At 63.5% G+C, this 13,155-nt stretch carries 8 protein-coding genes; 7 read left to right on the top strand and 1 reads right to left on the bottom strand.

The features are described 5' to 3' along the window. From IVB54_RS20475 to IVB54_RS20455, 5 genes are all read left to right on the top strand, one after another. The gene (locus IVB54_RS20475) at positions 1 to 738 is read left to right on the top strand and encodes an amino acid ABC transporter ATP-binding protein (RefSeq protein ID WP_018457791.1); all 738 of its coding nucleotides are present in this window, start codon (positions 1 to 3) and stop codon (positions 736 to 738) included. Between the two features lie 100 nt (positions 739 to 838). Then, the gene (locus IVB54_RS20470) at positions 839 to 3,079 is read left to right on the top strand and encodes a tetratricopeptide repeat protein (RefSeq protein WP_018457792.1); all 2,241 of its coding nucleotides are present in this window, start codon (positions 839 to 841) and stop codon (positions 3,077 to 3,079) included. 125 nt (positions 3,080 to 3,204) lie between these two features. Further along, on the top strand, positions 3,205 to 5,445 hold the full coding sequence (locus IVB54_RS20465) for a tetratricopeptide repeat protein (protein WP_247776430.1): 2,241 nt from the start codon (positions 3,205 to 3,207) through the stop codon (positions 5,443 to 5,445). Positions 5,446 to 5,558: 113 nt separating this feature from the next. After that, positions 5,559 to 7,799, top strand: coding sequence for a glycosyltransferase family 41 protein (locus tag IVB54_RS20460; protein ID WP_018457794.1), 2,241 nt, complete (start codon positions 5,559 to 5,561; stop codon positions 7,797 to 7,799). 135 nt (positions 7,800 to 7,934) lie between these two features. After that, on the top strand, positions 7,935 to 8,468 hold the full coding sequence (locus IVB54_RS20455) for a DUF805 domain-containing protein (RefSeq protein ID WP_018457795.1): 534 nt from the start codon (positions 7,935 to 7,937) through the stop codon (positions 8,466 to 8,468). A gap of 21 nt (positions 8,469 to 8,489) precedes the next feature. Here IVB54_RS20455 and IVB54_RS20450 read toward each other — a convergent pair whose 3' ends face one another. Further along, positions 8,490 to 9,524 carry a cysteine synthase A gene (locus IVB54_RS20450; protein WP_204511168.1) on the bottom strand — a complete coding sequence of 345 codons (1,035 nt, stop codon included), beginning with the start codon at positions 9,522 to 9,524 and terminating at the stop codon, positions 8,490 to 8,492. Positions 9,525 to 10,248: 724 nt separating this feature from the next. On the opposite strand from IVB54_RS20450, the gene IVB54_RS20445 reads away from it, so the two are divergent. Then, positions 10,249 to 11,733: an efflux transporter outer membrane subunit gene (locus IVB54_RS20445; protein WP_026233443.1), complete on the top strand. Its 1,485-nt coding sequence runs from the start codon at positions 10,249 to 10,251 to the stop codon at positions 11,731 to 11,733. After that, complete coding sequence (locus IVB54_RS20440) at positions 11,723 to 13,132, top strand: efflux RND transporter periplasmic adaptor subunit (RefSeq protein ID WP_247338011.1); 1,410 nt, start codon at positions 11,723 to 11,725, stop codon at positions 13,130 to 13,132. The genes IVB54_RS20445 and IVB54_RS20440 overlap by 11 nt, the downstream gene beginning before the upstream one ends. Positions 13,133 to 13,155: the final 23 nt, after the last annotated feature.

Raw genomic sequence — 13,155 nt, 5'->3', positions numbered from 1 at the left:
ATGTCCGACCCCATCGTCAAGATTTCCGGCCTGAACAAATGGTACGGCGAGTTTCACGTGCTGCGCGACATCGACCTTACGGTCGAGAAGGGCGAGCGCATCGTGATCTGCGGCCCCTCCGGCTCGGGCAAGTCGACGCTGATCCGCTGTATCAACGCGCTCGAGGAGTTTCAGGAAGGCGAGATCGTCGTTGACGGCATCGAGCTCGGGCCGAACCTCAAGCACGTCGATGCGGTGCGGCGCGAAGTCGGCATGGTGTTCCAGAGCTTCAACCTGTTTCCGCACCTGTCCGTGCTGGACAATTGCACGCTGGCGCCGATCTGGGTGCGCAACATCCCCAAGAAGGACGCCGAGGCTGCGGCGATGAAGTTTCTGGAGCGGGTCAAGATCCCGCACCAGGCCAACAAGTTTCCGGGACAGATGTCCGGCGGTCAGCAGCAGCGCGTCGCGATCGCCCGCGCGCTGACGATGAACCCGAAGGTGATGCTGTTCGACGAGCCGACCTCGGCGCTCGACCCCGAAATGGTCAAGGAGGTGCTGGACACCATGGTCGACCTTGCCGAGGAGGGCATGACCATGCTGGTGGTCACCCACGAGATGGGCTTTGCCCGCGAGGTCGCCAACCGCGTGGTGTTCATGGACGCGGGCCAGATCATCGAAGCCAACACGCCCAACGAGTTCTTCGCGGCCCCACAGCACGCCCGAACAAAACTGTTCCTGAGCCAGATCCTGCGCTGAGCACCTGCAATCCGGTGGCGTCGCGGGTCTAACCGGCCCGCCAGCTTGGCACCATGCGAATCGGCCAAGCTCTTTTCGGGCCATCCTCCGGAGAGAGACTTTGCAGAGCAGCGCCGGCGCGCGCGCATTCCAGAACGCGCGATTGCAAAAGAAATTGAAGAAGCAGGCGGACGCACTCATGTCCGCCGCGGTTCAGGCACTCGGCCAAGGCAGATACGCGGAGGTCGAGACACTCTGCCGCCGGATTTTGACGGAGGTTCCGGATCATTTCGACGCCGCGCACTTGCTCGGTCTGCGCGCGTATGATGGCGGGCGGCTCGATGAGGCGCAACAACTGCTCGAGCGCGCGACCGTGCTCGATCCGCGTTCGCCCGATGCCCATGGTAATCTCGGGGCGGTGTATTTCACCCTCCAGAAGTTTCAGGAGGCTCGCGCATGCCAGGAGAAGGCCGTTGCGCTGAAGCCGAATTCTCCGATCGCCTTGACCAATCTCGGCAATACGCTGCTGCACATGGGCCTCGCCGAGCAGGCTATCGAGCTGCACGATCGCGCTATCAGGCTGAAGCCGGACTATGCCGATGCATTTTGCAATCGGGGCATGGCGGAGCTGATCGAAGGCCAGTCCCAGCGCGCCAAGGAGAGTTTCGATCGCGCCCTCGCGTTTCAACCGCGTCACGCGGAAGCGATCGCAGGCAGGGGCATGGTATGCATCGAGCTCCGGCACTACGAAGAGGCGGCCGCGGCGATCGCGGCAGGGCTCGCGATCAAGCCGGATTCGCCGAAGATTCTGGCGCAGCGCGGACGGCTCAATCTCGATCTGTTGCGGCTGGAGCAGGCGCTCGCGGACTTTGATGCGGCGCTGGCGCTTTCGCCGAGGCTCGAAGTGGCCTTGCAGGGAAAGGCGCAAGTCAACCTTGTCAAGGGCAACACGGCCGAGGCGATTGCGGCCGTCGAGACCTTGCTGGAGGAAAATCCGCGGTCCGACATCGGAATTGCGCTCCTGGCTTCCTGCTATGCGAGCCAGGGAGACATCGCGACGGCGCTCGAACATCTCGACGCCGGGCTGGCAATGGCGCCTGATTATGCGGACTTGATCGGGCGCAAGATATTCTTCCTGGACTATCTCCCGGAGGCCGATTTTTCGGTTCAGCAGGCTGCGCGAAAACAATGGTGGGACGCGATCGGCGCCAAATTGGCGCAAAGGGCGTTGGCGCCCCGCACGCTTGATCCGGACAAGCGGATTTTGATCGGATATGTCGCTTCCGAATTGAGGAACCACTCGGCAGCGTTCGCTCTGTTGCCGGTGCTGCGCCATCATGATCATGCCAGGTTCGAGATCGTCTGCTATTCGTGCTCGCCGGTAAGAGATGAGATGACCGCCGCATTCAGGTCCTCGGCGGACGTCTGGGTCGACGCCTGGCAGATGTCGGACGACGAACTGGCCGATCGCATTCAGGCCGACAAGGTCGATATCCTGATCGACGTATCCGGGCACACGACCGGCAACAGGCTCCATGTCTTCGCCCGCAAGCCGGCCCCGATCCAGGTCTCGGGGTTTGGTCACGCCACGGGCACGGGCCTTCAGACCATGGACTACGTGCTCGCGGATCCCGTCTTCATTCCGCAATCGGCGCGCCATCTGCTGGCTGAAAAGGTCTACGACCTGCCGTGCCTGATCACGATCGATCCCATTTTGGATCTACCTGCATCGGAGCCGCCCATGCTCCGCAACGGCCATGTCACCTTCGGCGTGTTCAACCGCATCTACAAGATCTCGGACGAGGCCATCCGGGTGTGGTCGAAATTGATGCGCGAAGTGACCGGTTCGAAGATCATCGTCAAACATACCCTGCTTGACGATCCCATGTTGCGCGACAATTTGGTCGCGCGGTTCGTGGCACAGGGCGTTGCCGAGGAGAATGTCACCTGCCTGGGCTCGTCGCCGCGCCCCGAGCACCTGCGGGCCTTTGCGAACGTCGACATATCGCTCGACACGTTCCCGCAAAATGGCGGCGTCAGCACCTGGGAATCGCTCTATGCCGGCGTTCCGGTCGTGGCCAAGCTCGGCAACGGCGCCTCGTCGCGTGCCGGTGGTTCGATCGTGGCTGCGGTCGGTCTCGACGACTGGATCGCGCAGGACGACGAGGGCTATGCCGCGATCGCCTGCAAATATGCGGCGCAGCCGGCGTATCTGGCGAGGTTGCGCAGCGGCTTGCCGGCCCGAATCGCAGCGTCCCCCGCCGGCAATGTCGAAATCTACACGCGCGAGGTCGAAGCGGGCTATCGCCAGTTCTGGCGCGACTACTGTGCCGCGGCTGTCGAAGGCAGCGAGGTTGCGTAGGGGACCGGCAGCGCCGGGCCGCTGAGCCCCGGGAAATCCCGGGGGTGTCACCGTGCCAGCTGACCGGCAGGTCGGGCTTGCGAATCAGTTAGACTCTGCCCCGGGCCATCTTCCGGAGAGACACCTTGCAGAGCAGCGGCGGCGCGCGCGCATTCCAGAACGCGCGATTGCAGAAGAAATTGATGAAGCAGGCGGACGCCGTCCTCTCCGCCGCGGCTACCGCCTATGGCCAGGGCCGATATGCTGAGACTGAAGCACTCTGCCGGGAGATCCTTAAAGCGCTGCCCGATCATGTCGACGCTCTGCACCTGCTCGGCATGTGCGCGCATGACGGCCGGCGCCTGGAGGAGGCGCAACAGCTGCTCAAGCGCGTGATTGTGCTCGATCCGCGCCTGCACGATGCCCATAACAACCTCGCGACCGTGCATTTCGATCTCGGCAATTACGAGGAGGCGCGGCGGTGCCAGGAGAGGGCCATCGCGCTAAAGCCGAATTTTGCGGTCGCGCTGACCAACCTCGGCAACACGCTGATGCATCTGGGGCAGTACGAACAGGCGCTCGAGCTGCATGAGCGCGCCATCAAGATCAAGCCGGATTATGCCGACGCGTTCTGCAATCGCGGTATGGTCGAGATTGTGCTTGGACAGATCATGCGCGCCAAGGAAAGCTTCGACCGCGCCCTGCTGTTTCAGCCCCGTCACGCCGAGGCTATCGTCGGCAGCGGCATGGTCAGCATGGAGCTGCGGCACCACGACGAGGCGGCCGCCAAATTTGCCATGGCGCTGGCGATCAAGCCCGGCTCGCCGAGGATCGTGGCCCAACGCGGGCGGCTCAGTTACGAGTTGCAGCGCCTGGAGCCCGCGCTTGCGGATTTCGAGGCGGCGCTTGCGATCTCGCCCAAGCTCGAGCTGGCGCTACGCGGCAAGGCCCAGGCCTGCCTCGTCATTGGAAAGACCGCGCAGGCGATGGCAGCCGCAACGGCCCTGATCGAGCAAAATCCGCGCTCCGAGGTGGGGCTGGCGCTGATGGGCTTCTCTTATTCGAACCAGGGGGACATGGACGCAGCGATCGAGTATCTCGATCGCGCGCTGGCAGTCCGGCCGGACTATGGGGATGCGATCAGAGGAAAGATCTTCCTGGAGGACTACCGCGCCGAGGCCGATTTCGTGGTCCAGCAGGCGGTGCGAAAATCCTGGTGGGACCAGATCGGCTCCAAGCAGCCGCGAAGGGAGTTGCCGAAGCGGCCGCTGGACCCGGAAAAGCGGATCGTGGTCGGCTATGTCGCTGCCGAATTCCGGCAGCACTCCGCGGGGCTCACGCTGCTGCCAGTGCTGCGCCATCATGATCACACTAAATTTGAAATCATCTGCTACTACTCATGGCCGGGCGCGGACGAGTACACCGCCATGTTCAAATCATTGGCCGACGTCTGGGTCGATGCCTGGGGGCTTTCGGACGACGAACTCGCCGATCGTATCCAAGCCGACAATGTCGACATCCTGATCGACGTTTCGGGCCACACGACCGGTAACAGGCTGCAGTGTTTTGCGCGTAAGCCGGCCCCGATCCAGGCCACTGGCTTCGGACACGCGACGGGCACAGGCATGCCGATTATGGACTACGTGCTCGCGGATCTCATTTTCATTCCGCCGTCGGTTCGGAATCTGTTTGCCGAGAAAATCTACGATCTGCCGTGTCTGATCACCATGGAGCCTGTCTCGGATCTGGCGCCTTCGGAGCTGCCGATGCTCCGCAACGGCTACGTCACCTTCGGCGTGTTCAACCGCATCTACAAAATATCGGATGATGCGATCCGTGTGTGGTCGCGCATCATGCGGGAGCTGCCGGGATCGAAGATCGTCCTCAAGCATGGTCTGCTCGATGATCCCCTGCTGCGCGCTAGCCTGGTCGCGCGCTTCCTGGCGCAGGGCGTTACCGAGGAGAACATCACCTGCCTCGGCACCACCTCGCGCGACGACCATCTGGTGGCTTTCGCCCAGGTCGATATGTCCCTCGACACGTTCCCGCAAAATGGCGGCATCAGCACCTGGGAATCTCTCTACAAGGGCGTTCCCGTCGTGGCCAAGCTCGGCATCGGGGCCTCCTCGCGTGCCGGCGCCTCTATCGTGACTGCCGTCGGCCTCGGCGACTGGGTGGCCGAGGATGACGATGGTTATGTCGAGATCGCTCGCAGGTTTGCGTCGCAGCCCGATTATCTGGCGAAATTGCGCGCGGATTTGCCCGCCCGGATCGCGGCTTCGCCCGCCGGAAATGTCGAGACCTACACGCGGGAGCTCGAGGCGGGTTACCGAAAGTTCTGGCGCGACTATTGTGCCGCCGCCGCGGATAACGCTGACGTTGCGTAGGCGAGGCCCGGGTTGGGCACCGGCATCTTCCGGGGGATTGCCGGGCCGCCTAAACCGGCGGCTCTGGCCGCGAATCAGCTAGAATCGTCTCGGACATCCTCCGGAGAGAATCCTTGCAGAGCAGCGGCGCCGGCGCGCGCGCGTTCCAGAACGCGCGATTGCAGAAGAAATTGAAGAAGCAGGCGGACGCGATCATTTCGACCGCGAATGCGGCCTATGGCCAGGGCCGGTATGCGGAGACCGAGGCGCTCTGCCGCCAGATCCTGAATGAACTTCCGGAGCATTTCGGCGCCTTGCACCTGCTTGGCTTGGGCGCGTTCGCGAGCCGACACTTCGAGGCAGCGAAACAGGCCCTCAAATATGCCGTGACGGTCGACCCACGCTCGGCACAGGCTTTTTCCGATTTGGGAGCCACGCATTTCGCACTTGGGGAATATGAGGACGCGCGTACGTCCCTGGAGAGAGCCATCGCGTTGAAGCCCAGCTTACCGATGGCCTTGGCCAATCTCGGAAATACCTTGTTGCATCTAAACCGTGTCGAGCAGGCTATCGAAATGTACGATCGCGCGATCGGGCTGAAGCCCGATCATGCCGATGCGCTTTGCAATCGCGGCCTGGCAGAGCTCGCGCTGCGCCAGCTTGATCGCGCCAAACAGAGCTTCGAGCGCGCACTGTTGTTTCAGCCGCGAAACGTCGAGGCGCTCGTCGGCAAAGGTTTGGTCAATATCGAGCTCAAAAACTTCGACGAGGCCAAAGGCGCGCTGGAGGCGGCGCTCGCGATCAGGCCAGGCTCGGCGAAAATCCTGGCGAACCGTGGACGGCTCAATCTTGAGACGTCGAGGTTGGAACAGGCGGCGGCGGATTTCGACGCGGCCCTTGCGCTTGCGCCCAAGCTCGAGGTGGCCTTGCAGGGGAAGGCACAAGTCGCGCTCGCCATGGGAAACACGGCGCAAGCGATTTTAGCCTGCACCATGTTGCTGGAGGAATATCCAAGCTCAGCGATCGCGATGGCGCTGCTGAGCGCTTGTTTTGCAAATCAGGGAGAGATCGCGTCGGCGATCGAGCTTCTCGATGCGGCGCTGGCCATTGTGCCGGATGCATCCTTGATCGGCCGGAAGATCTTCTTCCTCGACTATCTCTCCGAGGCCGATTTCGCGGTTCAGCAGGCCGCACGAAAGCAGTGGTGGGACGCGATCGGCTCGAAGTTGCCGCGAAGGACTCTTGCCCCCCGGCAGCTTGATCCCGACAGGCGGATCGTGGTCGGCTATGTTGCTGCCGAGTTTTGGCATCACTCGGCGGCGTTCGCTCTGTTGCCGGTGCTGCGCCATCATGATCACGCCAGGTTTGAGATCGTCTGCTATTCGTGCTCGCCGGTAAGAGATGAGATGACCGCCGCATTTAGGTCCTCGGCGGATGTCTGGGTCGACGCCTGGCAGATGTCGGATGACGAGTTGGCCGATCGCATCCAGGCCGACAAGGTCGATATCCTGATCGACGTATCCGGGCACACGACCGGCAACAGGCTCCATGTCTTCGCCCGCAAGCCGGCCCCGATCCAAGTCTCCGGGTTTGGTCACGCCACGGGCACGGGCCTTCAGACCATGGACTACGTGCTCGCGGATCCGGTCTTCATTCCGCAATCGGCGCGCCATCTGCTGGCTGAAAAGGTCTACGACCTGCCGTGCCTGATCACGATCGATCCCATTTTGGATCTACCTGCATCGGAGCCGCCCATGCTCCGCAACGGCCATGTCACCTTCGGCGTGTTCAACCGCATCTACAAGATCTCAGACGAGGCCATCGGGGTGTGGTCGAAAGTGATGCGCGAGGTGACGGGTTCGAAGATCATCATCAAGCATACTCTGCTTGACGATCCCATGTTGCGCGACAATCTGGTCGCGCGGTTCGTGGCACAGGGCGTTGCCGAGGAGAATGTCACCTGCCTGGGCTCGTCGCCGCGCCCCGAGCACCTGCGGGCGTTTGCGAACGTCGACATATCGCTCGACACATTCCCGCAAAACGGCGGCGTCAGCACCTGGGAATCGCTCTATGCGGGCGTTCCGGTCGTGGCCAAGCTTGGCAACGGCGCCTCGTCGCGTGCCGGTGGTTCGATCGTGGCTGCGGTCGGTCTCGACGACTGGGTCGCCGAGGACGACGAGGGCTATGCCGCGATCGCCTGCAAATATGCGGCGCAGCCGGCGTATCTGGCGAGGTTGCGCAGCGACTTGCCGGCCCGGATCGCAGCGTCTCCCGCCGGCAATGTCGAAATCTACACGCGCAAGGTCGAAGCGGGCTATCGCCAGTTCTGGCGCGACTATTGTGCCGCGGCTGTCGAAGGCAGCGGGGGCGCCTGACCCTGCCGGTTGGGGCGTAGCCTCGAATTGCGCCGGCCACCTTAGTCCTCCGGAAACCATGCGGCGCTGCGCGACCGTGCCGGTTCATGGCTCCGAAAGCTATCTCTGGGCATGTGGCGCCAAAAGGGTGCGCCAATGCTCGGTTTCGTCTTCGGCTTGAACGCCCGGCTCGGGCGATTGCATTTCTTCCTCGCGACGGTCGCGCTTGCGATCGTGATGACGGCGATCTGCTTTGCAATCGCAATGGCCGTGCTGAACAACACCTCGCCCGGCGCGATCCGACCCGAAGACCTCACCAAGAGCTGGGCGATGATCGCCGCGATCGTGTTCTTCGGAGTTGCGACCCTCACGCTGCAATCGATGCGCATCCGCGACATCGGCTGGGATCCGGTCTGCGTGGTGCCTGCCTGGTTCGCGCTCATGATCGTCGACCATGTCGTCGCGGGCCGGTTTCCGGCCTGGGCGATCGGGGAGGAGCACCAGGCAACGGCGGTCGGCGCGCTCGTCAACCTCGCGCTGATGCTCGCGCTCATGTTCTGGCCGAGCGGCGACAGCGAGGGCTCCTACGGCGCTCCCCTCCCGCCGCGCACACGCGCGAACAAGCCTTCGCTATCGAACGAGCGCCTCGCGCGGGTGTCGCAGGGATCGTCTCGCTCGAACTGGAGCTAGACGGCCGGCTTCCGGAACGTTCTAGACGAACGGCAGCTTGATGTTGCTGCGCTTCTCCAGCCATTCAGGCACAGGAAGGCTCTTGGCGCGCATGAAGTCCGCATTGAACAGCTTCGACTGGTAACGGCTGCCGGAATCGCAAAGCACGGTGACGATCGTCTTGCCGGGCCCGAGCTGTTTTGCGAGACGCATCGCGCCGGCAACGTTGATGCCGGTCGAGCCGCCGAGGCACAGGCCTTCGTGCTGGAGCAGTTCGTAGATCACCGTGACTGCTTCCGCATCGGGAATGAGATAGGCGTCATCGACCTTTGCGCTCTCGACGATTGCGGTCGCCCGGTTGAGGCCGATGCCCTCGGTGATCGAGCCGCCCGGCGTCGCCTTGGCATCGCCCGTTCTGAAATATTCATACATGCCGGCGCCGTGCGGGTCGGCGCAGGCGATCCTGACGTCCTTGCTCTTCTCTTTCAGGAAGCGGCTGGTGCCGGCCAGCGTGCCGCCGCTGCCGACGGAGCAGACGAAGCCGTCGATCTTGCCGCCGGTCTGCTCCCAGATCTCGGGACCTGTGGACTCGTAATGCGCCTTCGCATTGTCGAGGTTGTTCCACTGGTCGGCGAACAGCACGCCGTTCGGCTCCGTCTTGCGCAGCTCGTCGGCAAGACGGCGGCCGACATGCTGGTAATTGTTCGGATTGGAATAGGGCAGGGCCGGCGATTCCAGCAGCTCGGCGCCGCACAGCTTCAGAAAATCCTTCTTCTCCTGGCTCTGCGTCTCCGGGATCACGATCAGCGTGCGGTAGCCGCGGGCGCTGGCCACGACCGCAAGACCGATGCCGGTATTGCCGGCGGTCGATTCCACGACGAGACCGCCGGGCTTGAGCTGGCCGCGCTTCTCGGCCTCGAGGATCATCCATTTGCCGGCGCGATCCTTCACCGACTGGCCGGGATTCATGAATTCGGCCTTGCCCAGGATGGTGCAGCCGGTCAGTTCGGAAGCGCGCTTGAGCTTGATCAGCGGGGTGTTGCCGATGGCTTCGACAACGTCGTTTTTGATGGTCATGTCAGGGGAAATCACTGGCAAGGGGTTGATTAGGTTGGCCAGAACCTAGTGCTTGAAATGCCAAAGGGGAAGGCTTTTGCGCTGCGGCGAAACCCGCGAAAATCCCCGTAAGCAGTGAAAATTTGGAAGGAGAGATCGCCGCTGCTGCTGTGCTACGCCGCGGGATATCGGTAGGAGGATGTGGCCGGCTTCTGCCAAAACATGGAAGATAAGGGTCGTCGCCAGCGCACCCTCCATTGGATGTCAGCCGTCGCCGTCGAAGAGTGCGGATAGTACGCGGGAGGCGGTCAAGATATCGGCACGACGAACGCTTATTCGTTTTCCGATAATGGACAACCTCGCGAAAGTGGCCAGGCCCGGTTTCGCGGCCGGACTGAAGCCGCATCGCGAGCGGTGCAGGCGGATTGGAGGGGGTTGGCGTCGGTGTGGCGGCAGTATCACATGAAATCTTGGTAAGCTCGAACGCACTCAGGAACGGCCCTGAAATTCAAGAAACACCTGCAGGACAGCACCCTTTTGTATTTTCTCAGCTCTAAGATCGTCGCGCTTTGGGGGGCACATCGCAACTGCGGGACTGTCCCGCGGTTCCGCGTCCGGCTAGTATGAGGCGCACAATTTCGCCGAAAGCATCACTTGTGAACGAGTTGTCCAAAGCCCCCCGACGACCGCGCTGCGAATCGGCTAATCCGGCCGCGCGGCGGCGGTTCGATCTGCCCGGCGGGGGGTGGATGTGACACAACGTGTTCCGGCGATCGCCGTGCGGCGGTCACCAGGCGCGACGTCCCGGACGCGACGTGCGGCGCGCTGGCTTGCGGTCGCTTGCCTCGCCGCCGGTTCGGGCGCCTGCGTGCTGACGCAGGATCTTCCTGATCCCGCGCTCGACGTTCCCACGCAATACAAATATGCCGGGAAGGCCGATGCGCCGCCGTCGCTGGATTGGTGGCGCAGCTTCCGCTCCGCGGAGCTGACACAGCTGATGGAAGAGGCGCACACCGTCAACCTCGACATCGCCGCCGCCGTTTCGCGCATCGTCGAGGCCGACGCTCAGGCGCGGCAGGCGGGTGCGGCGCTGCTGCCGAGCCTGTCCGGCACCGGGCAGGAGGCCTATTCGCGCACCTCCGGTTCCTCCGCCTCGGGGCTAACCAATGGCGGCCGTGAGGTCGTCAACTACCAGGCTTCGCTGAGCGCGAGCTACCAGCTCGATTTCTGGGGCCAAAATCGCGACGCCCTGCAAACGGCGGAAGAGACGGCAAATGCCAACCGCTTCGATCGCGACGTCGTTGCGCTGACCACGCTTGCAGGCGTCGCTAACGCCTATTTCCAGGTGCTGGCCTCGCAGGATCGCATCAGGACCTCACAGCGCAACATCGCGAGCGCGCAACGCATCCTCGATGCCGTCAGGGAACGGCGCAAGGCCGGCACCGGCACCGACCTCGACGTCGCCCAGCAGGAGAGCGTGCTCGCAAACCAGAAGGCACTGGTGCCGCCGCTGCGCCAGACGCTCGACCAGAACGTCAATGCGCTTGCAGTCCTGGTGTCGCGGCCGCCGGAGAGCGTGCGCGTGCTCGGCGGCTCGCTGAACCGGATCGCGATTCCGCGCGTGACGCCGGGACTGCCGTCGGAGCTCCTGACGCAACGGCCCGACATCCGCAGGCAGGAGGCCCAGCTCGCCTCCGCGACAGCGAACGTCGGCAATGCCCGCGCGCAGTTCTTTCCGACCATCCAGCTCACCGGCAATGGCGGCTATCAAAGCTCGGCCCTGGTCTCGCTGTTCCAGCCGCATGCGGCGTTCTTCCAGCTCGTCGGCAGCGCGACGCAGCCGATCTTCGACGGTGGCAAGATCCTCGGCAATTTCGAATTTGCCAAGGCGCGGCAGGACGAATTGCTCCAGACTTACCGCAAGACCATCATCCAGTCCTTTGCCGATGTCGACAACGCGCTGTTTTCGATCAAGCAGACCACGATCAGGCTGCAATTGCAGCGTGACGTCCTCAACGCCTCCCGCCGCGCATTCGATCTCTCCGAGCAGCAGTTGCGCGCGGGCACGGCCGACATCGTCACCGTGCTCAATACGCAACTGACCCTGTTCCAGGCGGAAGACGCGCTGTCGCAGGCGCAACTTGCCCGCCTTCTTGCTATCGTCAGCCTGTATCAGGCGCTCGGCGGCGGCTGGGAGCCGAGGATGGAGAAACCGGTCAATGCTCTTTAAGCCGGATACCAAGCAAGGCGTGAAGGAGGGAACGGCGAAGAAGTCGCGCGGGCGCGGCTTCGTCATGACCCTGATCACGCTGGCGATCCTCGGCGGGCTCGGCTACTACGGCTGGACCACCTGGCACCAGCAGCCGCAGCAGGCGAACGGCCGCAATCAACGGCCGGATCTGCCGGTGCCGGTGCTGGCGGCGACGCCCCGCATCCAGGACGTTCCCGTCTATCTCGACGGCGTCGGTGCGATCCGCGCGCTCAACACCGTGACCGTCCGCTCGCAGGTCGACGGCAAGCTGATCGCGGTCAATTTCACCGAGGGACAGGACGTCAAGAAAGGCGACGTGGTCGGCGAGATCGACCCGGCGCTCTATCAGGCGACGTACGATCAGGCGGTCGCCAAGAAGGCGCAGGACCAGGCCCAGCTCGCCAACCAGCGTATCGACCTCACGCGCTACGAGCAGCTCGCCGCGTCCAACGCCGGATCCAAGCAGCAGGCCGACACCCAGCGCGCGCTGGTCGCGCAGACCGAGGCGCTGGTCAAGGCCGATCAGGCCGCGATCGACAATGCGGCGGCGACGCTGAGCTACACCAAGATCGTGGCGCCGATCTCGGGCCGCGCCGGCCTGCGCCAGGTCGATCAAGGCAACATCATCCACGCCTCCGACACCACCGGCCTCGTGGTGATCACGCAATTGCAGCCGATCGCGGTGTGGTTCAGCTTGCCCCAGCAGCAGATCATGCGGGTCAATGCCGCCGCGTCGAAGGGCGCGCTCGCGGTCGACGTGTTCGGCAATGATGGCCTCACAGTGATCGACACCGGAAAGCTCACCGGCATCGACAACCAGGTCGACCAGACCACCGGCACGCTCAGGCTCAAGGCCGAATTCCCCAACGCCAATTACCAGCTCTGGCCGGGCCAGTTCGTCAATGTCCGCCTCAAGGTCGAGACCCTGACCCAGGCACTGGTGGTGCCGACCTCGGCCGTGCAGCGCGGACCGATCGGCACCTTCAGCTATGTCATCGGCGAGGATAACATCGTCTCGGCCAAGCCGGTGACGGTGACGCAGCAGAACGAGCATGACGCCGTCATCGCCAGTGGCCTGTCGGCGACCGACAAGGTCGTCACGACGGGCTTTGCCAATCTGTCCGACGGCTCCAAGGTGGTCATCGGGCGCGACGATCAGACCCCGTCGGCCGATCTCGCGCCGCGCAAGCGCTCGCGCGGGCCGGATGGTCAAAAGAAGGACGGCGCAAAAGACGGCCAGAAGGACGGACAAGACAAGGACGGCGAGTTCCGCGCCAAGCGCAAGAGCAGCGAAGGCGACCAGAAGGGCCAGACCGGACCGGCACCAGGGCCTCCGTCAAGTCCGGGTGCATCGGGAAGTGGAGCTAAGCAGCCATGATCCCGACAACAGCCGCCTGAGCG

The organism is Bradyrhizobium sp. CW1 (genome assembly GCF_023100665.1).
Classification (GTDB): domain Bacteria; phylum Pseudomonadota; class Alphaproteobacteria; order Rhizobiales; family Xanthobacteraceae; genus Bradyrhizobium; species Bradyrhizobium canariense_D.
The sequence above is the reverse complement of the archived record's forward strand: the minus strand, read 5'-3'. Positions and strand labels throughout refer to the sequence as shown.

What these genes read in the sequence shown, in the direction of transcription:
- IVB54_RS20440 (WP_247338011.1), top strand. Translation starts at nt 11,723, where the DNA reads ATGCTCTTTAAGCCGGATACCAAGCAAGGCGTGAAGGAGGGAACGGCG.
- IVB54_RS20475 (WP_018457791.1), top strand. Translation starts at nt 1, where the DNA reads ATGTCCGACCCCATCGTCAAGATTTCCGGCCTGAACAAATGGTACGGC.
- IVB54_RS20455 (WP_018457795.1), top strand. Translation starts at nt 7,935, where the DNA reads ATGCTCGGTTTCGTCTTCGGCTTGAACGCCCGGCTCGGGCGATTGCAT.
- IVB54_RS20450 (WP_204511168.1), bottom strand. Translation starts at nt 9,524, where the DNA reads ATGACCATCAAAAACGACGTTGTCGAAGCCATCGGCAACACCCCGCTG.